Source organism: Pseudomonas sp. GL_093 (assembly GCF_057837605.1).
Map to the genome: position 1 here is coordinate 3,210,143 of NZ_CM174448.1, position 24,879 is coordinate 3,235,021.

General features: G+C 54.4%; 18 protein-coding genes, 2 tRNA genes and 3 pseudogenes. 16 read left to right on the forward strand and 7 right to left on the reverse strand.

Translation table 11 applies throughout. The features are described from left to right. Positions 1 to 40: 40 nt before the first annotated feature. Positions 41 to 114 (forward strand) — tRNA-Cys (locus AC3IUE_RS14860). 195 nt (positions 115 to 309) lie between these two features. Further along, positions 310 to 396, forward strand: a tRNA-Leu gene (locus AC3IUE_RS14865). 94 nt (positions 397 to 490) lie between these two features. On the opposite strand, the pseudogene AC3IUE_RS14870 reads toward AC3IUE_RS14865, so the two are convergent. Both AC3IUE_RS14870 and pyk read right to left on the reverse strand, forming a co-directional pair. Next, positions 491 to 646, reverse strand: a pseudogene (locus AC3IUE_RS14870) (integrase); the annotation flags it as partial. 170 nt (positions 647 to 816) lie between these two features. Next, positions 817 to 2,258 (reverse strand): annotated as a pseudogene (gene pyk / locus AC3IUE_RS14875) (pyruvate kinase). Positions 2,259 to 2,881: 623 nt separating this feature from the next. On the opposite strand from pyk, the gene AC3IUE_RS14880 reads away from it, so the two are divergent. The 6 genes and pseudogenes from AC3IUE_RS14880 to AC3IUE_RS14905 all read left to right on the forward strand — a co-directional run bounded on the left by AC3IUE_RS14880 (position 2,882) and on the right by AC3IUE_RS14905 (position 10,737). Further along, positions 2,882 to 4,291, forward strand: coding sequence for an NAD(P)/FAD-dependent oxidoreductase (locus tag AC3IUE_RS14880; RefSeq protein ID WP_489268393.1), 1,410 nt, complete (start codon positions 2,882 to 2,884; stop codon positions 4,289 to 4,291). Next, entirely contained in the window at positions 4,278 to 5,516 is a 1,239-nt protein-coding gene (locus AC3IUE_RS14885; protein ID WP_489268395.1) for an NAD(P)/FAD-dependent oxidoreductase, read from the forward strand. Before AC3IUE_RS14880 ends, AC3IUE_RS14885 begins: the two co-directional genes overlap by 14 nt. A gap of 27 nt (positions 5,517 to 5,543) precedes the next feature. After that, entirely contained in the window at positions 5,544 to 6,959 is a 1,416-nt protein-coding gene (locus tag AC3IUE_RS14890; RefSeq protein ID WP_489268397.1) for an FGGY family carbohydrate kinase, read from the forward strand. Positions 6,960 to 7,193: 234 nt separating this feature from the next. After that, complete coding sequence (locus AC3IUE_RS14895; protein ID WP_489268399.1) at positions 7,194 to 8,666, forward strand: amino acid permease; 1,473 nt, start codon at positions 7,194 to 7,196, stop codon at positions 8,664 to 8,666. A 538-nt stretch (positions 8,667 to 9,204) separates the two neighbouring features. Continuing rightward, positions 9,205 to 9,291, forward strand: a pseudogene (locus tag AC3IUE_RS14900) (hypothetical protein); the annotation flags it as partial. Between the two features lie 357 nt (positions 9,292 to 9,648). Then, on the forward strand, positions 9,649 to 10,737 hold the full coding sequence (locus AC3IUE_RS14905) for a methyl-accepting chemotaxis protein (protein ID WP_489268845.1): 1,089 nt from the start codon (positions 9,649 to 9,651) through the stop codon (positions 10,735 to 10,737). Between the two features lie 41 nt (positions 10,738 to 10,778). On the opposite strand, the gene AC3IUE_RS14910 is transcribed toward AC3IUE_RS14905, so the two are convergent. Further along, positions 10,779 to 11,561, reverse strand: a complete 783-nt coding sequence (locus AC3IUE_RS14910) for a DeoR/GlpR family DNA-binding transcription regulator (RefSeq protein ID WP_489268401.1) — start codon at positions 11,559 to 11,561, stop codon at positions 10,779 to 10,781. Between the two features lie 491 nt (positions 11,562 to 12,052). Here AC3IUE_RS14910 and eutH point away from each other — a divergent pair, with 491 nt between their 5' ends. The 3 genes from eutH to ggt all read left to right on the forward strand — a co-directional run bounded on the left by eutH (position 12,053) and on the right by ggt (position 15,507). Beyond that, positions 12,053 to 13,300 (forward strand): ethanolamine utilization protein EutH, encoded by a 1,248-nt coding sequence (gene eutH / locus AC3IUE_RS14915; protein WP_489268847.1) that lies wholly within the window; start codon positions 12,053 to 12,055, stop codon positions 13,298 to 13,300. Between the two features lie 56 nt (positions 13,301 to 13,356). Next, entirely contained in the window at positions 13,357 to 13,713 is a 357-nt protein-coding gene (locus AC3IUE_RS14920) for a DUF1937 family protein (protein ID WP_489268403.1), read from the forward strand. Between the two features lie 66 nt (positions 13,714 to 13,779). Beyond that, positions 13,780 to 15,507 (forward strand): gamma-glutamyltransferase, encoded by a 1,728-nt coding sequence (ggt, locus tag AC3IUE_RS14925; RefSeq protein ID WP_489268405.1) that lies wholly within the window; start codon positions 13,780 to 13,782, stop codon positions 15,505 to 15,507. A 477-nt stretch (positions 15,508 to 15,984) separates the two neighbouring features. Here the strand turns inward: ggt and AC3IUE_RS14930 are convergent, their stop codons facing one another. From AC3IUE_RS14930 to AC3IUE_RS14940, 3 genes are all read right to left on the reverse strand, one after another. After that, a complete protein-coding gene (locus AC3IUE_RS14930; protein ID WP_489268407.1) occupies positions 15,985 to 17,064 on the reverse strand; it encodes an alkene reductase in 1,080 nt (359 codons plus the stop codon). Positions 17,065 to 17,152: 88 nt separating this feature from the next. After that, positions 17,153 to 17,992, reverse strand: a complete 840-nt coding sequence (locus AC3IUE_RS14935) for a pirin family protein (protein ID WP_489268409.1) — start codon at positions 17,990 to 17,992, stop codon at positions 17,153 to 17,155. Further along, on the reverse strand, positions 17,989 to 18,333 hold the full coding sequence (locus AC3IUE_RS14940; protein WP_489268411.1) for an NADPH-dependent FMN reductase: 345 nt from the start codon (positions 18,331 to 18,333) through the stop codon (positions 17,989 to 17,991). Before AC3IUE_RS14940 ends, AC3IUE_RS14935 begins: the two co-directional genes overlap by 4 nt. A gap of 96 nt (positions 18,334 to 18,429) precedes the next feature. On the opposite strand from AC3IUE_RS14940, the gene AC3IUE_RS14945 reads away from it, so the two are divergent. From AC3IUE_RS14945 to AC3IUE_RS14965, 5 genes are all read left to right on the forward strand, one after another. Then, positions 18,430 to 19,356 carry a LysR family transcriptional regulator gene (locus AC3IUE_RS14945; protein WP_489268413.1) on the forward strand — a complete coding sequence of 309 codons (927 nt, stop codon included), beginning with the start codon at positions 18,430 to 18,432 and terminating at the stop codon, positions 19,354 to 19,356. A gap of 874 nt (positions 19,357 to 20,230) precedes the next feature. Continuing rightward, positions 20,231 to 20,335 carry a hypothetical protein gene (locus tag AC3IUE_RS14950; RefSeq protein ID WP_489268849.1) on the forward strand — a complete coding sequence of 35 codons (105 nt, stop codon included), beginning with the start codon at positions 20,231 to 20,233 and terminating at the stop codon, positions 20,333 to 20,335. Positions 20,336 to 20,580: 245 nt separating this feature from the next. Further along, positions 20,581 to 21,900: an MFS transporter gene (locus tag AC3IUE_RS14955; protein WP_489268415.1), complete on the forward strand. Its 1,320-nt coding sequence runs from the start codon at positions 20,581 to 20,583 to the stop codon at positions 21,898 to 21,900. Between the two features lie 26 nt (positions 21,901 to 21,926). Further along, positions 21,927 to 22,679, forward strand: a complete 753-nt coding sequence (locus AC3IUE_RS14960) for a maleate cis-trans isomerase family protein (RefSeq protein WP_489268417.1) — start codon at positions 21,927 to 21,929, stop codon at positions 22,677 to 22,679. 91 nt (positions 22,680 to 22,770) lie between these two features. Further along, positions 22,771 to 23,652, forward strand: coding sequence for a LysR family transcriptional regulator (locus tag AC3IUE_RS14965; RefSeq protein ID WP_489268419.1), 882 nt, complete (start codon positions 22,771 to 22,773; stop codon positions 23,650 to 23,652). A 221-nt stretch (positions 23,653 to 23,873) separates the two neighbouring features. Here the strand turns inward: AC3IUE_RS14965 and AC3IUE_RS14970 are convergent, their stop codons facing one another. Beyond that, positions 23,874 to 24,824: a D-2-hydroxyacid dehydrogenase family protein gene (locus AC3IUE_RS14970; protein WP_489268420.1), complete on the reverse strand. Its 951-nt coding sequence runs from the start codon at positions 24,822 to 24,824 to the stop codon at positions 23,874 to 23,876. Between the last annotated feature and the right edge of the window lie 55 nt (positions 24,825 to 24,879).

A 24,879-nucleotide genomic window follows, 5' to 3' on the forward strand; every position in this document is an offset into this window, starting at 1 on the left:
TACGCGTTTGATGTTGTGCTACATGACATCCGATGCTTGAGGCCGAGTAGCAAAATGGTTATGCAGTGGATTGCAAATCCACCTACGCCGGTTCGATTCCGACCTCGGCCTCCACTTTAAACGAGCTCCGTAGATCTATGATTTACGGAGCTTTTTTATTTGCACTGTCCTGCAAGATTTAGTCTTGAAAAGGTCCGTCGCGAACTTGCTTCACCAGAGCGGGATGTATATATTTCCCCCTCTGCTGCACAGGCGTCAGAACTGCCAGATCGTTATTTGACAGTCTTCAGACTGCTTCACCGCGCTACCGCCCGAATGGCGAAACTGGTAGACGCATGGGACTTAAAATCCCCCGCTCGTAAGGGCGTGCCGGTTCGATTCCGGCTTCGGGCACCATGAATATCAAGGGCTTGCGTGACATACCTCACGCAAGCCCTTATTTTTTTGCCCCGCAAAATCCAATCTCTGCTCCGCAACTCGCTACCATCGGTCATTTTGTCGGCGTGACTTTCATCCCTTTGCGCATTCGAATGTATTGCTCTGTCATACCGACGGTGGTGTGCCCAAGTTGATCGCGGGCTGCCCGTATATTGCCTGTCGATTCTTCCTTGTCCGTCGCCGCCTTCGCCCGCAAATCGCGCATTTCTCGCCTGGTCTTGATGGAGAACGGGCAGTCGATTACGACAAGCATGCTCAAAAAAAGATTTGATGATGCGCGGGAAGCCGCTGGCATTCCGAAAGCTGACTTTCAAATGCGCGATTTGCGGGCGAAATCGATTAAAGCGGCGGAATACGTTTTCATGGTCAGGTCATCCCTCAATGAATGGCGTCGCCTACTCGCACAACGCGCGGTGAGTTCGTCCCGCCCTGGGCATTGGAATAGTCACCTTTAGTAATCAGGACGTGATCGCCCTCTGCAACGACGCCTCGATTCAGGAGCTCTTGAACGGCACGACGATTAACCTCTTCGTGAGGAAAAGCGTCGCTATCGAATGGAACGGTACTTACGCCTCGGAAGAGCGAAACGCGGTTCTGAGTGCGAGTGTTGCGAGAAAACGCAAAGATCGGCTGGTGAGATCGGATACGTGACATCAACCGAGGAGTGTCGCCACTTTCGGTCATGCAAATTATCGCTTTGACCCCATGCAAGTGATTGGCTGCGTACATGGCGGACATCGCAATGGATTCGTCGATTTTGTGAAATACCTCATCAACTCGGTGTTTAGATCGATGAGCCAGAGGGTGTTTTTCAGCGCCAAGAATGACGCGATTCATAGCTTGTACTGTTTCGATGGGATACGCGCCGGCAGCTGTTTCGGCGGAGAGCATGACCGCATCAGTGCCATCCAATACTGCGTTCGCAACGTCAAACACCTCCGCACGTGTCGGCATCGACTGGGTGATCATGGTTTCCATCATCTGGGTAGCTGTAATGACAACCCGATTCAGCGTCCTGGCGCGGTCAATGATTAGCTTCTGAACTGCAACCAGTTCTGCATCGCCAAACTCGACCCCAAGGTCGCCCCGAGCCACCATGACTCCTTCGGAAGCCAAAATGATCGCATCCAGAATTCGAGTGTCTTGCACTGTTTCTGCCCGCTCGATTTTGGCCCTGCCTCTCCGCCTGCCTCAATCAGCAGTTGGCGTGCGAGATGAATGTCGGCTGCGTCACGGGGAAAGGACACTGCCAGGTAGTCGGCACGCATCAGGGCTGCAGTCTTGATGTCTTCACGATCTTTTTCAGTAAGAGCAGAAGCAGAAAGCCCTCCGCCTTTGCGGTTGATCCCTTTGTTGTTGGAGAGAGGCCCTCCGACGACAACCTCGCAAACAAGTGATGTGGGATTAACCGTCAGTACCCGCAATTCAATTCGGCCATCGTCAAGCAGCAGAATGTCGTCAGGGCGGCTATCAGTAATGAGGGCCTTGTAATCGATGCCTACTCGCGTTTCATCACCGGCGTCGCGCTCAAGCGTCGCATCCAGAACGAATTGTTGGCCTTTGGTGATGTTCACTTTTCCTTCAGTGAAGCGAGCAATGCGAATTTTTGGGCCTTGCAGGTCGGCTAATACAGCAATGAATCGACCATGTTTGGCCGCTATTTTCCTGACGAGCTCGGCTCTGGCCAGATGATCCTCGGCTGAACCATGGGAAAAGTTGAGGCGCACAACGTCGACGCCCGCTTCTACAAGGCCTTCGATCGCTTCAGGAGTATTGGTTGCAGGGCCGAGGGTGGCGACTATTTTAGTTCTGCGTTGCATGGCAATGACATCTCTAAAGAAGGGAAAGCCCGGGCGGGCAAAAGCTCCTTCTAGATCGCACCATCCGTGCCTATGTAATTTCTATGTGTGGTTTTATGTGGTTTATATTTAAATATTTGTCATTTTAATTTGGTTTTGTTGACCGACAGCAGGCAAGTTAAGGCCCGAAGGTTGTGAGTTTTATTTTTTAATTGGCCGTTATCAGCTAAAGATCGATAGCTCGTAACCCATATGGAATAAGGCTTTTAGTCATAAAAGTGTGCAAAGGTAACCACTTGGTGCTCCATTGTGTAGCCTCGTAGCACTTCTCGTCAGGTTGACTGATTCCACAGAATTTCACTTGGATAGATGTTTTGACGGAATGCATGTGGCGATCGTGGATTTGGTCAGTCGATCAATGAGGTTCTCGCATCTACCTTTTTAGCCTTATACCTCAATAAACATTGGTTTTCTGCTCAGCTTTTATGCTCGTTTTTCTTGCTCATCATTTTGATGGTCGGGAAATAAGCGAGTGATAAGGAGTGGGCAATCGGTCACTCCAACCTAAAATCGGTCAGTGGCATATGCAGTGCACCCTTATTCGATCATTAAAGATGCTGTTACTTCACCAGATAGGCTTGATCATGACGAAACCATTCCCGAATCAGACCGATGCCTACGACGTTGTAGTTATTGGCGGCGGTGTTGTGGGATGCGCGATGGTACGGCGATTTACTCTGGAAGGGGCCCGCGTGCTTCTTCTGGAAAAAAGCCCCGATATCCTTTCAGGCGCTAGCAAAGGGAATAGCGCCATTTTGCATACGGGCTTCGATGCACCGCGAGGCAGTCTTGAACTCCAGTGCATGAAGGATGGCTACCGCGAGTACCTGGACATTCACGAAAAGATGTCGCTACCCGTACTTAAGACAGGCGCGATGGTCGTTGCCTGGAACGAGGATGATCTACAGAAGCTGGAAGGTATTGTCCAGCAAGCGCATGACAACGGCGTCGCGGACGTCAAGTTGATTGATCGCAATCGTGTACGTGCCCTGGAGCCGAGCTTGGCACTCAATGCGCTCGGGGCGGCAGAAGTCCCCGGCGAGTATTTGATTGACCCTTGGTCGGCCCCTTTGGGGTATCTGCTGCAGGCGCTGATTCATGGCGCTCAAGTGAAATTCAACAGCGAAGTTAACGGTGGGAAGTTTGATGGTGAAACCTGGTCGCTTGATACCACAAGCGGTGTGGTTCGAGGCAAGACGATCATCAATTGCGCCGGCTTGTTCGGTGACTTGCTAGAGCAAAAGCTTCTCGGCAAATCGAGCTTCTCCATCCATCCTCGTAAAGGCCAATTTGTTGTTTTCGATAAGGCAGCCTCGCGCTATCTAACGAATATCGTACTGCCGGTGCCCAACGAGCGCACCAAGGGCATCGTCCTGACGAAGACGGTCTACGGCAATCTCCTCGTCGGGCCTACAGCTGAGGAGCAGGAAGATCGCATTCATGCGGGCCTTGATAGTGAAATTCTGAGCCAATTGGTGGACGCCGCTGTTGAGCGCATTCCCGCGCTTGAGGGAATGCCAGTGACTGCAACCTATGCAGCACTGCGACCTGCAAGTGACAAGAAAGAATATCGAGTACGCCGAGTTGAGGGTAAGAACTGGATTACCGTCGGTGGCATTCGCTCCACCGGCCTGACGGCTGCGCTTGGTATCGCAAAGCATGTTTTCAGTATTTACGAAGGGCGTCATCTGCCGATCGCACCGACCAACCTTCAATGGCCTTCACTACCCAATCTGGCTGAACACTTGCCTCGGGATTATCAGCGGCCAGGCTACGGGGAAATTATTTGCCACTGTGAAATGGTCACGCTCAGAGAAATTGAGAATGCATTGTCCAGCGCGCTGCCGCCTGGTGACTTGGGCGGTTTAAAGCGCCGGACACGTGCCTGCATGGGACGTTGCCAAGGTTTTTATTGTGGGGCGCGAGTGGCCGAGCTAAGCGCCGGCCATCTCGCCATTCCCCTGGCTACAGGTGTTTGTCATGAATCCAAATAAAATCGAAAATGTTGATGTCGCCATTATCGGTGGTGGGCCTTCTGGTCTTTCGGCTGCGATAGAGCTGCGCAAGCTTGGCATAGATAAAGTCGTTGTGATCGAGCGTGAACCAGAAGCTGGCGGCATACCTCGCCACTGTGGACATCCTCCTTTTGGATTCCGGGAATACGGCAGGATCTACACAGGCCCTGACTATGCCAAGCGTAACGTCGCAGAAGCGCTAAAAGCCGGCGTGGACATCCGTGTAAAGCACTCGGTGACGCGGCTTGGGGATGGCGGCCGCTTGGAGATTGTGAGTCCTGAGAAGGCACTCATCATCCAGGCCCGTCGGGTGCTTATTGCGACGGGGGCAAGGGAGACACCGCGTTCGGCTCGTCTTGTGGGTGGTGATCGCCCGATTGGTGTTATCAATACCGGGGCCTTTCAGTCCTATCTCTACCTGGAGCACCTCAAACCCTTTGATCGACCTTTGATCGTGGGCACGGAGCTCGTCAGTCTCTCTTCGGTTATGAGCTGCCGTCGTGCGGGGATCAAACCTGTTGCGATGATCGAGGCAAATAGCCGGGCTACTGCACGTTGGCCTTTGTCGCTTTTTCCTAGGCTTTGCGGCGTTCCCATGCATTTCGGCGCGCAACTTCTTGAGATCCACGGCACCGGCCGAGTGGAAGGCGCGAGTGTTCGTTTGGCTGACGGGAACGTTAAGGAATTCGACTGTGACGGTGTGCTGCTAACAGGAAGGTTTATCCCAGAATCCAGCCTTGTCCGATTGAGTGACTTAAAGCTCGACCTGAAAAGCGGTGGGCCGGAAATTGATCAGTATGGGCGCTGTTCCGACCCAGTTTACTTCGCCGCAGGAAATCTATTACGCCCCGTTGAAACTGCAGGCTGGTCGTTCCGTGAGGGAAAAAAAATAGCTGCGATGATCGCCCGTGATCTGCATGGGCAGCTTCCTGCTGCAGACCGGGCGGTAGAGATTATCTGCAAGGGTGAATTGAAGCTCTGCGTACCACAACGGCTAAGTCTCTCCTCTGTAGTGGGGATGAAGCATCTTCAAATGCGGGTGAGCAGGGCAGCGAAAGGGCGTTTGGTCGTTCGAGCAGATGGCAAAGAACTTTGGTCACGCCCAAGTTCCTCCCTTCCAGAGCGGCGAATTCTGATACCGATCGCAAGTTTGAACGTGCCGAAGGGCGTACAGCAACTCGAAGTCGACTTTGTCGGCCAATAACAAGAAACCTGCCGAGGAGACTTAAAAATGCGTATTGCCGCTCTCGATCAAGGCACCACCAGCACTCGTGTATTGGTAGTAACCCAGAATGGTTCTGCCGACATTCAGCACTCACTTCGTCATCAGCAGCATCATCCCCATCCAGGTTGGGTGGAGCATGATCCGCTCGAGCTGTTAAACAACCTCCAGCGCTGCCTGGAATCCACTGGCCGTGTGGACGCTATCGGCATTGCCAACCAGGGTGAGAGCTGCCTGGCGTGGGATGCCCAAACGGGAGAGCCGTTATCTCCAGTCATTGTTTGGCAGGACAACCGAACCTCCGCAGAGATTGCCAAGCTGCGCAGTGATGGGTGCGAGGCATTGACCCTTGAGCGTGCCGGACTTCCGCTCGACCCTTATTTTTCTGCGAGCAAGTTGGCCTGGATAGTCCAAAATCTGCCGGCGGCGCAGAGTGCTTTAAGAGCCGGAAGACTGCGTCTAGGCACCACCGATGCCTATTTCCTGGATCGCCTTGCCGGTGTCTTTGCAACCGATGTAACGACTGCTTCGCGGACTTCTCTCATGAATCTGTCGACGGGACAGTGGGACAGCGAATTATGTGAACTGTTCGGCGTGCCCATTGAGACGCTACCAGAGATTCGAGACACCGTCGGGCACTTTGGTGAGATTGGCGTAACACCTGTTACCGCGTCCATTGTCGACCAGCAGGCTTCACTCTACGGTCATGGTTGCCGTGCAGAAGGTGACGCGAAAATTACTTTTGGTACAGGTGCATTTGCTCTGACCTTGACCGGCGATCAAATTATACGGGCTCCGGAAAAGGGGCTTTTGGCGACCATTGCCTGGCAAATCGCTGGCAAGCCAACCTATGCCATGGATGGCGGAGTCTATGATGCGAGTGCGGCGGTTGAATGGGCGGGACGGCTCGGATTGTTCTCCGACTTTTCGGAGCTGGCGGGTTTTGATGAGTCGCCTGCTATTTCCCGACAACTCGCATTTGTACCAGCGTTGTCCGGACTGGCTTGCCCTCACTGGGATCGAAGCGCAGCAGCACTTTGGGTTGGCATGAATGGCGGTACTACTCGCCAGGATCTGTGTCAGGCATTGCTGGAAGGCGTCGCGCTTCGCAGCGTTGAAGTGATCACCGCCATGGATAGTTTCCTGAGTGTGACCGATCGTTTATCCATTGATGGCGGACTGGCGCGCAGCCCCTATTTTTCTCAGTTTCTCGCAGATGCCCTCCAACGGTGCATTGTCACCCAACGTTTTGATGAATTGACCTCTTTTGGGTGCGCCGCGCTCGCCGCAAAAGGGATAGGTATCGAATTAAAACCCCCACGCAACACAAGTACAAAGTTCAGACCGAAAGTTAGTTCTGAGGAAGCACTGCAATGGCGAACCACTTTCTCCGACGCGGTGAAGCGTTGCAGAGACTGGCGTTAATTGAATTGAGCGTTTGACGGCTGACGGCTTGGCGTGGAGCAATTGTCTGTCCGCAACGCGTCAGCTGGAAGTTGGCCATCTGTCTGACCGTTTCGGGGGTGCCAAAGGCGCAATCCCACAACGCAAAGGCAGTCTGGCATTCGAAGTGCGTTAAATATATCAACTCCATCTTTTTGCCTTTTAAATAGGCAAATGGCGGGGTCTGTTCGTACTGCACAATCCAGGAGACATTCAATGTCTAATAATAATGCCAGCGCCCGGTCAGATGGCTTGAGCGCAAAAGTGGGCGAAGTTGGATATCAAGCCCAGTTTGAAAGGACGCTAGGTAAGTTTGAGTCTTTTGCGGTTGCTTTTTCCTTTATCTCGATTACAACAGGTCTGTTTGCCACCTATGGAAGTATGTTGACTTCGAGTGGGCCAGCAGGTATTTGGACTTGGCCGCTTGTTACGTTAGGAACACTTCTGGTCGCACTTGTGTTCGGCCTGCTCGCCAGCAAAATCCCATTGTCGGGATTCAGTTATCAATGGGCGAGTCGGTTGGTCAATCCTGTTCTCGGTTGGTGGTTCGGATGGGCAAGTTTTGCTTTTCTCGCCATCGTCGCTGTGGCGGTGGACTATAGCCTTGCACAGGTAGCGTTGTTTCCGCTCTTGGGATGGGAGTACACAGCGGCCACTGGAGCTTCAACGACGGTAGCGGTGCTTGTGATACAGATGCTTTTGATCATCTGGTCTACACCCATCCTCACAAAAATCAACAACATGGCGGTCGGTGCAGAGGTCGTTGCAGTCTTTGGATTGATTGTCGCGATCGGTGCTGCGGTACTGTTCTTCGGAAAAGGCAATACGTCCAATCTTGTTTCAACAGGTGTCATCCACAGTGAGAACTACTTCGGATGGCTGGGCCCGTTCATGTTGTCGGGCTTACTTGGCGCTTTCACCTTGGTAGGTTGGGAGTCGGCAGCGAACCTCGCTGAGGAAACACATAATCCTAAGCAAGTAGTGCCTCGTGCCATGGTAAATGCCATCTTGGTAAGTGGAGTGCTCGGTACCCTCTTTCTGATCGTTATCAGTCTTGGGCTGGGTGATAATGTCGCCGAGTTAACGAAGAGTTCCGCTCCCGTGGCAGATGTCATTCGGATGACGCTCGGGGAAGTGTTTAGTAAGATCGTGCTGGTCGTTGTATGTATTGCAATTTTCGCCTGTGGTTTGGTGATTATGACAAGTAATAGTCGCCTAATTCACGCAATGGCACGCGACGGGCGTCTTCCTTTCTCCGAGAAACTCAGTGTCGTTCCTCGTCCGACTGGGGGGCCATTATGGGCAACGGTCTTGGCTGCAGTTGTTTCAATCGGCATCGTGCTTAGCTTTTATACCAGTCCTGACGCCCTGACCCAACTATTAGGCGCAGCGACATTGTTCCCTGCGCTGCTCTATAGCGGCACCGTTCTGCTCTATATCTTCACTCGGCATAAACACATCCACCACCCTGATGATTTCAGCTTGGGTAAGTGGGAGTGGCCGGTAGTGGTCGGGGCTTGTGTTTGGCTTTTCATAGAAATGTGCGTTTTCATTATTCCAGCTGACTTTCGAGTTGCTCAGATGTATGTCCTGGCATCTATGGCCGTAGGCCTGTTTGTATTCCTCTTTGTCTGGATCACTCGTCGAAAGCAACTTGAGCGCATGCCTGCCTTGGGCTCATATCTTTAACGTCAGAAGTTAGGTTTTGCCTGCGGCCCTCCGGGTCGCAGGTTTTTTTTGCGTCCAGGATTGTGCGGAGCATTCTCGTGCCGAAGACAATAATTTCACGGTTTACATGGGCACTCGTATTCATCCTGCTGTTTATCGCGTCGTTTATTTACGGTGTGATCGTTCTGCGTGGCGAACCCAAGCTGATCGAAGCTCAGACACAGGCGGCTGAGCAATCAGCGATGGCCATATCCAGACAGCTGGAAATCAAGCTGGCTGAAATAGAGGGACGAACCGCATCTATAGCAAGTTTGGGTGAGTCGCTTCCGCTCGACGGCGATCAAGTGAAGGCGAGTCTAAGCAAGATTGTCGACGCTACCGGTGACATTTCAGTAGCGGGGGGAGGTTTGTGGCCGGAGCCGAATGCGTTCAAATCAGGTGTGAGCCTGCATAGCTTCTATTGGGCTCGATCTGCGCAAGGCGCCCTGACATTTTCCAATGAAAACAACTTACCTGGATCGCGCCTTACCAAGACGCTGACTGGTACAAACAAGGCGCCATGGCGACCTCAGGAAAATGTGGATGGTCTGACGCATACGTTGACCCCGTCAGCAAAGTGTTAATGACAACCTGTTCTGTCGCATACAGTCGAGACTCGCAATTTGCGGGTGTGGCCACAACCGACCTCACGTTGAATGGACTCGCTGATTTTCTTAAAGCCAATGGCGGTGTGACGGGGGGATACGCATTCGCTATCGATCGCACGGGCAATGTTTTGTATTTACCTTACGTTCAGCCAGGAACCCTGATGTCGGACTCTGCGGACGTGGCGACTCAATACCCATGGTTGAATCAGGTGAAACAGTGGCGGGACAAGTCGGCAGGGGGGAATGGCACTATTTATATTGAATCTGAGAAATCCTTTGGATCAGGAGCCTACGCAAGTTTGGTCAGCCTTCCGAGTACAGGCTGGATTATTGGCCTTGTGACACCTGAAAAGAGGATGACTGCAATTGCGGGTCAGCTCACTCGGGACATTCTGACGATACTTATCCCTGTCTTGATGATTCTGTTTGGCCTGGCGTGGCTTGCGGGCAAATCTTTGGTGAGACTCGTTAAGGAGACAACTCTTCAAATCAATAATCTAGGCAGTGCGGGCGGCTCAGGTGATGCACAACTCAGGATTGTGAGAAATGATGAAATCGGTTTGCTCAGGGTCGCGGTCAATGGGTACGCAGGCAGGTTGCAGGGCATGCTGGACAGTATTGCGCGTGAGTCATCAACTCTCCTGAAGCAAGCGGATGCAGTAGCTGAGCTCTCGGTTGTAATGTCCGAGCGAGTTGATCAGCAGAGGCAGGAGAATACGATGCTCGCCACTGCCGTTACGGAGATGGCTTCCAGCGCGCAGGAAGTTGCGAGGAACACAGGAGATTGCTCGGAAACAGCAGTGTTGTCGCTGACCAGTGCTCGAGCCAGCCCAGGCTATGTTAGGGAGAGCGGTCAAACCATTGCGTCTCTGACGGGAGACATTTCAGGAGTAGCTGAGGCCATTACTCAATTAGGCGCTGATATTGAGAGCGTAAGTGGGGTACTGGATGTCATCAAGTCGATTTCCTCACAGACCAACCTTCTCGCACTCAATGCAGCGATCGAAGCTGCACGTGCTGGCGAGCAAGGCAGAGGTTTTGCTGTAGTCGCGGATGAAGTCCGCACTTTGGCAGGACGTACCCAGGCCTCTGCAGACCAAATCCAACAAATGATCGGGGATCTCAGATTAGCTTCTGAGACAGCGGTCAGCACGATGGTTGCGAGCGAGACCCGCACTCGTGTGGTGGCGAAGCAAGCGGATGTGCTCCAGGAATCATTGGAAGGCACCGTCGCCAGCTTCGACGACATTGTGCAAAGAGCCCGGCAAATTGCAGTGTCTGCACAAGAGCAAAGTTACGTCACTCAAGAGATCAATGAGCTGGCAGTTCGCATCCACGCCGCCAGTGAGGAAGGAGCCCGCGATGCGGCCTCACTCAGCACGTTAAGCCAAGGAATGCAGGACTTGGCTCGCAGGCTGGGATCGCTCAGCAATCGTGCTGGATGACTCTCCAGGGGGGCGTGTAAAAGAGCTCGCCCCTCAGTTGTTCATTGCCAATCTGATTTGTTCAGCGGTGGTGCCTCAAGGACCTCAACTTGGGCTTCTTCTAAAGCTTTCGCAAGCTCACCCATAGGTTTGCGATCGATGATCAGTCGATCAATCCGTTCGAGTGGAAACACCTGAAATAGCGCTCTCTTTCCCATCTTTGAGGAGTCTGCGATCACGGTTAAGTAGCGAGTGCGCGCAATCATCGCTCGCGTGATTTCAGCTTCCTCTATCGAAAAGTCGAAAGCGCCATCTGAGCTCAGCGCACCAATCGTCACAACGGCATGTTCCGCGTTAAACCTCGCGATCTGCTCCATGGCCAATGCCCCAATATTCTGTTCCGATTCGGGGCGATATTCCCCACCAATCATGAATACACGATTGCCGCTGGCGCCAATGCTGGCCGCGATTAGCAATGAGTTCGTAATGACTGTGATGCGATTGAGTTTGGCCAACTCCCGGGCGAAAAATAAGGTCGTAGTGCCCGTATCGATGAGGACGCTATCACCCGGTGCGTAGAGTCCAGCTGCGTATTTGGCGACCGCTCGTTTTTCTTGGGAAAACTCGTTCATTCGGGTTTGAAAGGCGTTTTCGTGCTCTCCGCTTGGAGGAAGCGATGCTCCTCCATGGAATTTGGTGACCTGGCCGTCCTCCGATAGGGCGGTCAAATCCCTTCGAATCGTTTCTTGCGACGTGCTAAGCGTTCGGGCCAATTCGTCGACCGAGATCCGCTCCCGTTGGCGAAGGAGCTCGAGGATATGTTGCCGTCTTTCGTTGGGGCGCATGTTCAATCCTCTCAGTGCTACGCGAATGCTCTTTAGCAGCGCATTGCTGTTACCGAGGCACACAATTAATGCCGGGGTAACGAGGTCAGTGAAGATCTACTCGCAACGAGAGACTTCAGAGTTAGGCATTCGCTTTTACCGTCACTCATGGCCGACCCATTGCTTTCAAAGGGGCAGCTAAAGAGTACGCAATAAAAATGACCGATTCTAGTATGTTTAACAATCATAACCACATAAAAACAACAAATGGCATGGGTCGTGGTTAGTAATACTGCGAAAAATAGGCATATGGACGCTGATCTTCAGCACTGCGACGATAACTTTTCGCAGAATCGGGCATTCGAACATTGATACGCGCCTGATACTCCCCCACGGACTATCAGGAACGATCCAGTAATGAATTTATGAGCCTTCGTGCTCTTCCGGCGGTGCGACCAATTCTGGTTGCACCCATAAAAGCAACTGAATCAATACATGTGCAGGTAAAGGCGATGGCGGAAATCGGGAACTACGTAATTTATATGATCATGATAGGCGCCGTTGTTGGTGCATTCGCCTCTGTGATCAAGCCTGAAGGTGGCCTTGGTAAGGAGTTCGTGAATGGTATCCACTCCATAGGCCCTGTGTTTCTTGCGCAAGCGGGGATCATGGTCGCCATCCCGTACCTCTCGAAATTCATCGAAATCGCCCTCGGGCCGTATTTCGGTGCGATGGGATCCGACGTCTCGATTGCGGCACTGTCCATCATTGCGGTGGACATGGGCGGGTATCAGCTCGCTGATGCACTTGCGGCAAACCGTGACATGTGGATTACCGCGATGATCGTCGGCTATACGTCCGGTGCCACGATCGTTTACCTCATTCCCGTCGGCCTGATGATGCTTGAGCGCAAAGACCACAAGTATTTGGCTTTAGGTGCAATGGCAGGGCTGATCAGCATCCCTTTCGCGGTGCTTGCGTCGCTGACGATGATCACGGCATTCAATCTGCCGGTACGTGAGATGGTGTCTACGACTTCACCCGCGCTTCACTACCTGACACTCGACTTCGTCGGGTGCGTCAAATTGCTCGCTCCTCTATTTGTCTTCTGCTTCTTGCTGGCCGCTGGCTTGCGCTACAGAGCTTCGCTCATGGTGGCCGGCTTTCTGGTGTTCGGTAAGCTGATGGATGCCTTCATCAAGATCGTCCTGGCCCTTGCAATCGTCGAGCATTTCACCGGTTTCTTCATGAAGAATTTTGGTGTTTGGGGATTCGACCCGATGTTCGCTGACCAGAAGGAGCTGTTCCGCGCCATCGAAATTGCTGGCTACATCGGCATCATGCTCGCGGGCACATTTCCGATCTGCTACCTGTTCCAGCGTTACTGCAAAAAACCAATGGAAGTCCTGGGTAAGCATCTCGGGCTTTCGGCAGATGGTGCCGCGGCGTTTGTTATGGTCTTCGCCAACATCATTGCTGTGTACCACCTCTTCAAGAAGATGAATGCCCGGGACAAAGTCCTGTGTGTTGCCTTGGGCGTCTGCGCCCAAGCAACCATTGGCGATCATTTGGCTTTCACCGCGAACTTCCAGCCGACCCTGATCATGCCAATCGTGCTCGCCAAGCTCTTCGGGGGCCTGCTCGCTGTTGCGATCGCCATCAAGATATCCGTACCTGCTGCCCAGCGTTTTGAGGCTGAGGAAAAGGAGCGAGCTCAAATCGCAGATCACTTTGGTACCCCAGCAGTCCAGACCGCCTGAAATCGAAAATCCATAGTCGGGAAGGGCAGTAGGCCCTTCCATTTTACGAGGTAAAAATGAGAAAGATTTTTCTAGCCTGCCCTTACAGCCATGCAGACGCTTCGGTTACCCACGATCGTTTCGTTCAATGCAACAAAGTGGCGGCAACCATCATTGAGTCGGGCAGTGTGGTGTTTAGCCAAGTTTCAATGTCCCACCCTATCAACCTGGCATTTGAAGGCAAAGACAGCGCCGCCATCGGCAAACTGTGGGCTCCAGTGGACGCTGTGTTCATGGACATGATGGAAGAGCTGATCATTCTGGATCTACCAGGTTGGGATCTCAGCTCGGGTATCAAGCGCGAAATAGAGTTCTTCAAGAATCGGGGTCAAAAGGTAAGTCTTTGGTCTGAAGTAGTTAGCGAGTTCAACTGAACCATCTGAAAGGGGGGCCAAGGGGCTCCTTTTTTATGCATCACTACCACGGATGAGGCTCAATAGATGAATTATGAACGTATTGTCGCGCCGTTAATTGCGACTGCTTTTCTTTTTAACCACACCTTTGCCCAAGCAGCCTCTCAGGCGCCCGCTGCCGCAGAAAATGGGATGGTTGTAACCGCTCAACACCTTGCTACACATGTAGGGGTTGATGTGCTGAAGTCAGGTGGTAATGCGGTTGATGCTGCTGTGGCTGTTGGTTACGCCCTTGCTGTGGTTTACCCGGCGGCAGGCAATCTTGGTGGTGGCGGTTTCATGACCGTGCAGTTGGCCGACGGTCGCAAGACCTTCCTCGATTTCCGCGAAAAAGCCCCCTTGGCCGCCACGGCCAACATGTACCTGGACAAGGACGGCAATGTCGTCCCCAACCTGAGTTCGAAAGGGCACCTGGCGGTCGGCGTACCGGGCACCGTCTCGGGTATGGAACTGGCTCTGGAAAAATATGGCACGAAAAAACGCGCGCAGGTCATGGCCCCGGCCATCAAGCTGGCTGACGAAGGTTTTGTGCTGGAGCAGGGCGATATCGACCTGCTGCATACCGCCACCGATGAGTTCAAGAACGACATTCACGATTCGGGCTCGATCTTCCTGAACAAGGGCGAGCCGATGCAGGTCGGTCAGAAGCTGGTACAGAAAGACCTGGCCAAGACCCTCAAGGAAATCTCCGCCAAGGGCACCGACGGCTTCTACAAGGGCTGGGTCGGCACGGCCATCGTCGATTCGAGCAAGGCCGGCAAGGGCATCATCACCCAGGCCGACCTCGACAAATACAAGACCCGCGAACTGGCGCCCGTCGAGTGCGACTACCGTGGTTACCACGTAGTCTCGGCACCACCGCCGAGCTCGGGTGGCGTCGTGATCTGCGAGATCATGAACATCCTCGAAGGTTATCCGATGGCGGATCTGGGTTATCACTCGGCACAGGGCCTGCACTATCAGATCGAAGCCATGCGCCACGCCTATGTGGATCGCAACAGCTACCTGGGTGACCCCGACTTCGTCAAGAACCCGGTGGCTCACCTGCTGGACAAGGGCTATGCCGAGAAACTGCGGGCGGCCATCGAACCGCAGAAGGCCGGGATCTCCCAGAATATCAAGCCCGGCGTAGCACCCCATGAAGGCAACAACACCACCCATTACTCGATCGTCGACAAATGGGGCAATGCGGTGTCGGTGACCTACACCCTCAACGACTGGTTCGGTGCCGGCGTCATGGCGAGCAAGACCGGGGTCATCCTCAACGATGAGATGGATGATTTCACCTCCAAGATCGGCGTGCCGAACATGTACGGCCTGATCCAGGGCGAGGCGAATGCGATTGCCCCTGGCAAGGCACCGTTGTCGTCGATGAGCCCGACCATCGTCACCAAGGATGGCAAAGCTGTCATGGTGGTGGGTACGCCCGGCGGCAGTCGGATTATCACCGCGACCTTGCTGACCATGCTCAACGTCATCGACTACGGGATGAACATCCAGGAAGCGGTGGATGCGCCGCGTTTCCACCAGCAGTGGATGCCGGAGACCACCAACCTGGAGAGTTTCGCGGTCAGTCCGGATACCCGCAAGATCCTCGAGAGCTGGGGCCACAAGTTTGCCGGCCCCCAGGACGCCAACCACCTGGCGGCGATCCTGGTCGGCGCACCGTCGCTCGGTGGCAAGCCGGTAGGCAACAACCGCTTCTACGGCGCGAACGACCCGCGACGTAACACTGGTTTGTCGCTGGGCTATTAAAAGTTAGAAAGACTAGAGGTTGGAAAGGGTTTTGGCGGTGAACTAGACATTCCCGCCAAATCTACCTAGACCTCTAATGGCTTTACTGCAGCAGGTCTTTGCAGACAAAGAGAAAGCAGCGGCCTAGTTGAACAAACCACAGACTGTTTTTGGTGGGATCAACCAGAGCTGGGAGAGAGAAAGGTTCGGCGCTCCGGTAGACTCAAAAGGCCCCGTAATACGTCCAGTGCTCGGCAAGAAAGGCGGTTGGGATGCGTACAGTCTAGATCCGGAGGTGTTTGGATCAATTCGAATGATCTTTTAATACGAGCGCTACCCCATAACTACCCCAGGGCCTGGTGCGTTCCTGGCAGACGGGCTGCATCAGCAGCCCGAGTGTGCGCACAGCAGTTGAACGCATTGATACGGCCTATGCACTTAAGTCCAAAATATCTTTGCCATCGAGGTTTTGGGCAAGGCCATTTTGGCTTCTAGGGTTTACCGGGATTCCGCCAAGGTCGGATAGTCCGTATAACCGCGCTCTTCACCTTGGTAGAACGTCGTCGGGTCTGCTTCGTTCAGGGCTTCACCGTGTTTGAAACGCTCTACCAAATCCGGGTTGGCCAGGAACGCGGTGCCAAACGATACTAGATCAGCACTACCGGAACTTAGGGTGTCTTCTGCACGTTCTGCGTCATAACCACCATTGGCGATGTAGGCGCCACCGAAACGACGCTTCAATTCTACGAAATCGAATTGTCCTTCTCCGAGTTCCACAACGTGAATGTAAGCCAGCCCATAGCGACCGAGCATCTTGGCCGCGTAGTTAAAGGTCGCTTGGGGAGTGCTGTCGCTCATGGAGAAATAATTGAAAATTGGCGACAGGCGAACACCCACGCGGCTCGCCCCGAAGACCTCGATAACGGACTCGACTACCTCCTTAAGAAATCGAGCGCGATTCTCTACAGAACCACCATAGGCATCGTTTCGGGTATTGGTGCCATCGCGCAGGAACTGGTCGATTAGATAACCGTTTGCACCGTGGATCTCGACACCATCGAATCCAGCACGTTTCGCATTTTCAGCACCTTGGCGAAAATCAGAGATCACGCTGGGAATCTCATCGAGATCTAGAGCCCGTGGCAACTCATAAGATTTCAGTCCCTCAGGAGTGTAAATCTCGCCATCAGCCTTGATCGCTGATGGGGCTACTGGCCGTTCACTATTGATCTGAACCAGTGGGTGCGACAGACGCCCGACATGCCAGAGTTGCAGGAATATACGTCCACCTTCTGCATGAACAGCGTCGGTCACTTCTTTCCAGCCAGCGATTTGCTCGGCGGTAAAGATGCCCGGCGTTCGCATGTAGCCTTTGCCCTGTGCCGAGACCTGAGAACCTTCGGTAATGATAAGGCCGGCTCCGGCACGTTGCCGGTAATACTCAACCACGGTGGGCGTCGGAGCATCACCTTCTCCAGCTCGGCTTCGCGTCAAAGGCGCCATGACCATGCGGTTTTTCAGGTGGAGGGGGCCGATCTGCGCCGGTGACAAAAATAGGTCGAGATTGCTCGTGGTCATGATGTATCTCAGTAGGTTGAGGATTGATATTCGGGATTGGCGGGATGTTTAGCGGGGAGTCGTATCGACTGAAGGCGCGCCTTAGGGGCTAGCCCAGTCGTCCCTCCCGCCGCAGGCGTTCGCCGATACGCTGTATCTCAGTTTCGCCCTGTGCCAGAGCTGCCTTGCTCGTGTGTACCGAGTAGTAGCCCGTCACCAGTTCGTGCGGATGCTTCACTGCTGAGCCCAGTACGAATGAGCAATCGCCTTGAGCCACGAAATCGATGTGTTGCTCGGACTCCTCGAATACGGCGAGCTCGCCGGTATTAATCAGGCCCCCTGCGTCCAGCCGTCCTGCATTAACCGCGAGCCAGGCAACGGTGTGATCGGACGGCGGGGTGTACCGCCAGCGCTCGCCGTCTTTCAGATTCACGGCGAGATAGTTCATTTCACTCGGAGCTTCGATCTGGCTGTGCGCAGCACCGTAGCGTCCCAGGAGCACGCGAGCCGGGCCTGATTGCGGAACTTGGGAGGGCGCCAGGTAGACGCTCTTCGGGGGAGCGTTCTCTAACGACGGTGGTAGCGCTACCCAGAGTTGGAATCCCTGCATTGAGGACTCGTTGGCCAGCGTAGCGTCGTGCCACACCCCGTTGCCGGCGCGCATCCACTCAACACCACCGGCAAGCAATACACCTGTCGCGCCAGTGGTGTCCTCATAGGCGACATCGCCTTTGGTCATGAAGGTAACCGTCGCGATCCCTGAGTGCGGGTGCATGCCGAAACTCGACTTACCTCGACTGGCGTTTAAACTGAAAATATCCAGGAAAATAAAAGGTTTCAAAAGCTCACCCAGATCGCCCGGGCTCATAAGCCGTGTTATAGGGCCGTGTGTGCTGCCCTTGGTGCGATGAACTATGGCGCGTTGCATAACAGTGACGGCGGTGCTCATATGTTTTCTCTCGGGGATTTGAGCGCCTGGGCCCACCAGACAATATCGTCGAGCAGTTCTTTGGCTGCCTGGGCCAGATGCGGGTAATCGTTGAAGTTCTTTCCCTGTTGCCAGATAGCGATGAATTCAGCGATGGCTGGTGATTGCGGTTCGTCTAAGAAGGGCTGCGAGTGATCCCGCAGGTTGATCAATTCGATGGCGAGATCTTTGCGCTGCTTTGCTATCTCGTGGATCCAGAGCTCGTGCTTTTCACCGAAGCGAGCTTCACGGGCCGAGCCGATTACGATGCCGATGAGGGGGAGAGGTGAGGTCATAGGTTTTTCCGGCAGATTGAAGGTCAACTGCAGCTATGCCTAGAGGATATGCGCCTGTTCATTGCTTTATTAGATGGCATAATTGGATTGGACTAATCCATTATTCGATGTGGTGGCGATGCCATGCTTGACCTGAACGACGTCGCGTTGTTTGTACAAGTGGTGCGCAATGGCAGCTTTGCCGAAGCGGCGCGGCAGCTTGGAATGCCCTCAAATACCTTAAGCAGGCGCGTTCAACAGCTCGAGGCTCAGCTCGGCACGCGGCTGCTGCAGCGCTCCACGCGCAAGCTCACACTTACCCATTCGGGTCAGGCTTTTCATGACCGGTGCTCTGGCGCGGTAGAAGGCCTGATCGATGCCGGACAGCAGTTAATGACGGGAAGCCAGGAGCCGAGTGGCATCGTGCGCATTGCGGCGATGGCTGACTTTTTCGACTTCTTCCCTATGGAGTGGGTGGCCGATTTTCTAGCCGAATATCCACGGGTGCAGCTTGATTTCGTACTGAGTGATGCGCGTGCGGATTTGATCGCTGATCGGATCGACATCGCGTTTCGAGGCGGCACTTTGCAGGACTCAGGATACGTCGGTCGCCAACTCATTGGAGCAGGCAATGAAGGTTTGGTCGCCAGCCCTAAGTACCTGCGTGAACGAGGTGTGCCCATTACGCTAGAGGATCTGGTCGATCACGACTGTGTGAGTTTCGGTCATCCAAGCGGCGTTACCACATGGCGTCTTTATGGGCCAAACGGTGTTGAGGAAGAGGTGCAGATTACCAGCCGATTTAATGGCAACACCGCTCAGGCTTTGCGCAAGGCCACGTTGGCTGGGTTGGGCATTGCGTTGCTACCGCCCACTATCACTAAATTCGATCTTCAGGCTGGCCGCCTTGTGCCTGTGCTACCGAATTACCATCGTACTGGTTACGGCTTGCATGTGCTTTACCCTAGTCGGCAACATTTGCCGTTGGCGGTTTCAGCATTCATTGGATTGGTGATGGAGAAGCTCAAAGAGGAAGCATTCCCTGCGAGGGTTTTACCCCTGCAGGCTTGATACGGTATTTGGGTGTATGACCGTTATACAACGGGACGGTTACCGTCTGGACGTAACACCCGTCATCAGCCTGAAAGAGACGGAACATCGGGCGTCGTCCGGCAACGTGTTGATCAACCTCAGCTTCAGCGGGCTGGTCCGCCAACTACCGGACGCCGAAAAGCCCCAATTGTCTGTAACCTGTGAAAGTTCAGGCGCTCTCCTGACCGCCAGCGGAAATGTGCGTTACCCGGTAAAGGGAGTTAAGGTGGATGATCATCAGCTTCTACGCGTCAGTGATGAGGAGAAGCAAAGGAAATCACCTCGCTGTATCGCGACATCGGTTATGTCAGTGATCAACAGGCTCGAACTGTCAACGTCAGGTAATGTGTGCACATGGGCCAGTGCAGCTTTCCAATCTTGCAAATGTCGGCGCGGATCCCTCTTGCCAATGATGTTTAGTCTCTGCAACTGACCTCTAAAGACTGGGTGCGACGCGAATCGGCGAGGCGGCTGTACGAAGTCTCGTAGCCTTCCCGCATCTAATTGGGGGATCAAGATCCGCGATTGGACGGTCGTATCCGAATGTACTGCTCTGTCATACCGACGGTGGTGTGTCCCAGCTGATTGCGTGCTGTGCGTATGTTAACTGTCAATTCTTCCTCATCTGTTGCCGCATTCACCCGCAAATCTCGCATTTGAAAGTCAGCTTTCGGAATGCTGGCGGCCTCTCGCGCATCATCAAAATCTTTTTCTAAGCACGCTTGTCGTAATCGGCTGCCCGTTGTCCATAACGACCAGGCGAGTAGAACGACAAGCCCGTTATTTTGATCACCGGAGCCTCACCGACATCGGCCGCGCGACCGCCGTCGCCTTCGCCAAGGAAGGCGCGAAGGTGTTCGTTTGCGGTCGGCGTGATGAAGCCGGTAAGGCTCTCGCTGAGGCGTTGCGCTCTATCGGTTCGGAGATCGAATTCATCAGCGCCGAGCTCCGCAAGTAGGATGGGGTCCGCGATCTGGTCGACAAGACCGTCGCGCGGTTTGGCCGTCTCGATGTCGCGGCGCGCAATTCAATTTTTACGACTTCTGCCATCGCGATCGGCGATGGCAGGCTCGCGAATGCTTGATATACACCCCCCATCCTTCACTTCTAGTATCGATCGCAGATGACCATTCGCCTTCAAGCGTCCTTCACTTGCCGGGCGAGCTTGCGAAAATAATAAGTTGAATCCCACGAGGTTCCCCCATGAAAAACATTACTGCAGCGCCGGCGGCAACCGTCGCTACCGTGGACGGCAGCGGTCAGCTGCCCGCCAGCCAGCGTTACATGACTTTGGGCGGCTCTTGGGCGGCATGGTTGTTCGATGCCCTGGATGCCACGGTTTTCGGATTTGTCCTGCTCGCCATCGCCAAAACCTTCTCGGTCGGTCTTGGTGATGTCGTCTCGACTGTGGCCTGGTTTCTGTTGGCGACCGGTATCGGCGGCTTCTGCCTCGGGAACATCTCCGACAAGATCGGTCGCAAGAAAACCATGATGATTTCGGTGTTCGTCTACGGTACCGGCACCTTGCTCTGTGGGTTTGCCGACAGCCTTTGGCAGCTCAATGTGTTCCGCTTCTGCGTTGGTATCGCCGTCGGTGGCTTGTGGTCCGCCGCTGCAGCGCTGATTTCGGAGGTTTGGCCTCCGGCCGGTCGCGCCAAGGCCTTTGCGGTGATGCAGACCGGTTGGTCGGGTGGTGGTCTGCTGGCGGCGATTTTCGCCTGGAGCTTCCTGGACGCCAGCAACTCTGAATCCTGGCGGACGCTGTTCATCTATGCCTCGATCCCGGCCTATTTCACCCTGGTGTTCATCTGGCTATTCGTGAAGGAGTCGCCGGTATGGCTGGCCAACCGCGAATTCATGCGTAATAACACCGACAAAGGCCGGTTGATGGAAATCTTCCACCCGCAGTACCTGAAAACGACCCTGTTGGGCCTGAGCATTTCGATACTGGGCATGTACGGCTACTGGATCATCACCACCTTCATGCCGGCTTACCTGCAGAACATTCTGAATGTGCGTATCGATCAGGCACCGGTGTTTGTCATCTGGATCGGCATTGGCGCCACCATCGGTTATCTGGCCTACGGCTACCTGGCCGAAAGTATCGGTCGTCGCTTGTCGTTTGCGGTTTTCTTTGCCGGCATGGCGATCATGGTGCCCGTGTTCGCCTACTCGGTGACCTTGATGCCATTGACGGACGGCAAGCTTCTGCTCACCACCCAGAACGTCATCACTCTCGGTTCGATGGCTGCATTGCTGGGCTTCTTCACCGGTTACTTCAGCGGCTTCGGCGCCTGGTACTCGGAACTGTTCCCCACCAGCATCCGCTCCACCGCGTCGGGCTTTTGCTTCAACTTCGGCCGCGTCGGCGCCATTGCCGGCATCAAGCTGGTCCCTGTTTTGATTCCACTTATCGGCTTCACGGCCACGATCTCGCTCGCCTCCGTTTCCTACGTAATTGCCGCCGTCATGGTGTTCACCCTTCAGGAAACCAAGGGTGTTCAACTGACCAGCGGCAACTGATCTGCGATTTTTTAGAGGACTGAACCATGAAAAACTTTCGTATCGGCCAAATCGTTCCCAGCTCCAACACTACGATGGAAACCGAAATCCCTGCGATGCTGACCTCGCGTTACTCGCTATTGCCGGAAGAGCATTTCACCTTCCACTCGTCGCGCATGCGCATGATGAACGTCAGCCCGGAAGAGCTGAAAAAGATGGACATCGACAGCGACCGTTGCGCGCTGGAACTGAGCGATGCCCGCGTTGACGTGATGGCCTACGCCTGTCTGGTGGCGATCATGTGCCAAGGTGCTGGCTATCACAAAGTGTCCCAGGATCGCCTGAGCAAAACCGTCGAAGCCAACAAGGCGCCGACCCCGGTGCTCAGCTCGGCCGGTGCGCTGATCGACAGCCTCAACCTGATGAACTACAAAAAAGTCTCGATCATCACCCCCTACATGAAGCCGCTGACCCAACAGGTCATCGACTACATCGAAGCGGCGGGCATCGAAGTCGTCGACTCCATTAGTCTGGAAGTATCCGACAACCTGGAGGTGGGCCGTCTGGACCCAATGGACCTGGTTGCCCACGCTGATCGGTTGAACATCGGACAGGCAGATGGCGTGGTGCTGTCGTGCTGCGTCCAGATGCCATCTTTGCCAGCAATTCAAGTCGTGCAGGATCGTCTCGGCAAGCCAGTGCTGTCGGCCTCGGTCGCCACCGTGTACCAGATCCTGAAAACCCTCGGACTGAAAGCCCAGGTGCCGAACGCAGGTCATCTGCTGTCCGGCCAGTACTGATTGCCGGTCACTCCAGTAGCAGGGTCGTTCTTGGCGCATGAATGACGAGGTACTATGGCAGCCATTCAGGCCAGCAAGCCCGGTGCCTCACATGAAGCTCGATCCCGTTTCACTGCAACTCTTCGTCAGCGTCATCGAAGAAGGCACCATCGCTGCCACCGCCAAGCGCGAACACATCGCTGCGGCGGCGGTCAGCAAGCGTCTGAGTGAACTGGAAGAACTGCTCGACTCGAAACTGCTGACCCGCACCAACAAAGGCGTCACCCCGACAGCGGCGGGTATTTCCCTGCTGTACATGGCCCGCAGCGCGCTGAACAACCTCAACGAAATCGTCGTGCAGATGCGCGATTATTCCCACGGACGCCGCGGCTCTGTTCATGTGCTGGCGAACATCTCTGCGATCACCCAGTTCATGCCCGGCCTGATCAAGTCGTTCATGGACCTCTACCCGCTGATCAACGTCCTCCTCGAAGAAAAGGAAAGCCTGGGCATCACCAAAGCCGTCGCCGAAAACCGTGCTGACATCGGAATTTTCACCCGGCTGCCCCACGGTGCCGACATTGAAGTCTTCCCGTTTCGTAAAGATCGCCTGATTCTGCTCGTCCCCAACGGTCATCATTTGGCAGACCGCAAAACCATCAAGTTCACCGACACCCTCGACTACGAATACGTGGCCCTGCGTAGCGGCACGCACCTGAATTTTCAGCTGATCAAAGCTGCGAACGACATGGGGCGGTCGTTGAAGATCCGCATGGAAGTCTCCAGCTACGACGCGCTGTGCTTGATGGTTCAGGCGGGTGTCGGGATCGGCATCATGCCGCAGGGGAGTGTGGAGATTTACAAGATGGACGGCGCGCGGGCGGTGGTGCTGGACGAGGAGTGGGCGTCGCGGGAATTGGCGTTGTGTGTGCGATCGCGGGAGGGATTGTCGATGGCGGCAGGGTTGTTTTTGGGGCATTTGATGGGGGAGTGAATTTGTCTGCGGGTTGCTGACCAACTTCATGCGTCGCTATCCCGATCGCTCGTCATGCGCGAGTGCCATCTCGCACACCTCTCGCGGGTAGTGCGTGCATTTCCCCACCCAGTCACGAAATGGACCTGGCAGCGCCAAAAGAGCGAGCCGAACACCCGGAGTAGTTCCACCTCTGAAAATTCACACACGGATTGGCGGCAGACATGTTCGCCCACCACAGTTCATCTTCCGTCAAGCCATGTGCTGATGTTAGCCGCGCAGTCTTGATAAAAGCGCTCGTAGAGACCGCGTGCGACATACCCGATATGAGGAGTGGCAAGCAGGTTTTCGGCATGTCGATAGGGATGATCTTGCGGCAGAGGCTCGACATCGTAGACGTCGATAGCGGCCCCAGCTATCCGGTTATTGGCGAGCGCATGCAAGAGCGCAGCCTCGACCACGAGAGGGCCACGCGAGGTGTTTATGAGTCGAGCCGATGGTTTCATCAACGCAAACTCCTTCGCGCCGATCAGTCCAATCGTTCGCGCACTCAACACCATATGGATCGAAATCACGTCAGCCTCGCGCAATAACTCCTCCTTCGACACCCGTCGAGCCCCTGCGGCCGCGGCTACGTCTGATGTCAGATTCTGGCTCCAGGCAATCACGTCCATGCCAAATGCGAGTCCGACCTTTGCTACCGCTGACCCGACCCTTCCCAATCCCAGAATGCCCAAGGTCTTCCCGGCCAGATCGTCGCCGATGGTGTGCTGCCAACCGCCAGCACGCACCGAGGCAGCTTCGGACGAAATATGACGGACACTCGAGAGAATGAGGGCCCATGTCAGTTCAATGGTCGGTGCGGAGGTATAGCCAGTGTGCGCGATGGTGATGCCGCGCTCCGCAGCAACAGCCAGGTCGATCGATGCGTTCACGGGCCCAGTGGACGCAATCAGCTTCAATTTTGGAAGGCGCCTGAGCAACGATCCCGACATCGGGGTTCGTTCGCGCATGATGCAAACGACATCAAATGGCGCCAACCGCTCAGCCAATGCGTCTTCGTCCGCCAGGTGGTCGCGGAAAACTGTAATGCTGGCTCGATCGCTAACCTTCAACCAGTCGGCGAAACTCGTCGCTACACCTTGGTAGTCGTCTAACACGGCAACGTTTACGGAGCTCAAGGATGGATTCATTTTTTGTCTTCCTGAAAAATTTCTATGAAACACGCGGATTAGTTTTTCTTAACGT

What these genes read in the sequence shown, in the direction of transcription:
- AC3IUE_RS14880 (WP_489268393.1), top strand. Translation starts at nt 2,882, where the DNA reads ATGACGAAACCATTCCCGAATCAGACCGATGCCTACGACGTTGTAGTT.
- AC3IUE_RS14885 (WP_489268395.1), top strand. Translation starts at nt 4,278, where the DNA reads ATGAATCCAAATAAAATCGAAAATGTTGATGTCGCCATTATCGGTGGT.
- AC3IUE_RS14890 (WP_489268397.1), top strand. Translation starts at nt 5,544, where the DNA reads ATGCGTATTGCCGCTCTCGATCAAGGCACCACCAGCACTCGTGTATTG.
- AC3IUE_RS14895 (WP_489268399.1), top strand. Translation starts at nt 7,194, where the DNA reads ATGTCTAATAATAATGCCAGCGCCCGGTCAGATGGCTTGAGCGCAAAA.
- AC3IUE_RS14905 (WP_489268845.1), top strand. Translation starts at nt 9,649, where the DNA reads ATGACTGCAATTGCGGGTCAGCTCACTCGGGACATTCTGACGATACTT.
- AC3IUE_RS14910 (WP_489268401.1), bottom strand. Translation starts at nt 11,561, where the DNA reads ATGCGCCCCAACGAAAGACGGCAACATATCCTCGAGCTCCTTCGCCAA.
- eutH (WP_489268847.1), top strand. Translation starts at nt 12,053, where the DNA reads ATGGCGGAAATCGGGAACTACGTAATTTATATGATCATGATAGGCGCC.
- AC3IUE_RS14920 (WP_489268403.1), top strand. Translation starts at nt 13,357, where the DNA reads ATGAGAAAGATTTTTCTAGCCTGCCCTTACAGCCATGCAGACGCTTCG.
- ggt (WP_489268405.1), top strand. Translation starts at nt 13,780, where the DNA reads ATGAATTATGAACGTATTGTCGCGCCGTTAATTGCGACTGCTTTTCTT.
- AC3IUE_RS14930 (WP_489268407.1), bottom strand. Translation starts at nt 17,064, where the DNA reads ATGACCACGAGCAATCTCGACCTATTTTTGTCACCGGCGCAGATCGGC.
- AC3IUE_RS14935 (WP_489268409.1), bottom strand. Translation starts at nt 17,992, where the DNA reads ATGAGCACCGCCGTCACTGTTATGCAACGCGCCATAGTTCATCGCACC.
- AC3IUE_RS14945 (WP_489268413.1), top strand. Translation starts at nt 18,430, where the DNA reads ATGCTTGACCTGAACGACGTCGCGTTGTTTGTACAAGTGGTGCGCAAT.
- AC3IUE_RS14955 (WP_489268415.1), top strand. Translation starts at nt 20,581, where the DNA reads ATGAAAAACATTACTGCAGCGCCGGCGGCAACCGTCGCTACCGTGGAC.
- AC3IUE_RS14960 (WP_489268417.1), top strand. Translation starts at nt 21,927, where the DNA reads ATGAAAAACTTTCGTATCGGCCAAATCGTTCCCAGCTCCAACACTACG.
- AC3IUE_RS14965 (WP_489268419.1), top strand. Translation starts at nt 22,771, where the DNA reads ATGAAGCTCGATCCCGTTTCACTGCAACTCTTCGTCAGCGTCATCGAA.
- AC3IUE_RS14970 (WP_489268420.1), bottom strand. Translation starts at nt 24,824, where the DNA reads ATGAATCCATCCTTGAGCTCCGTAAACGTTGCCGTGTTAGACGACTAC.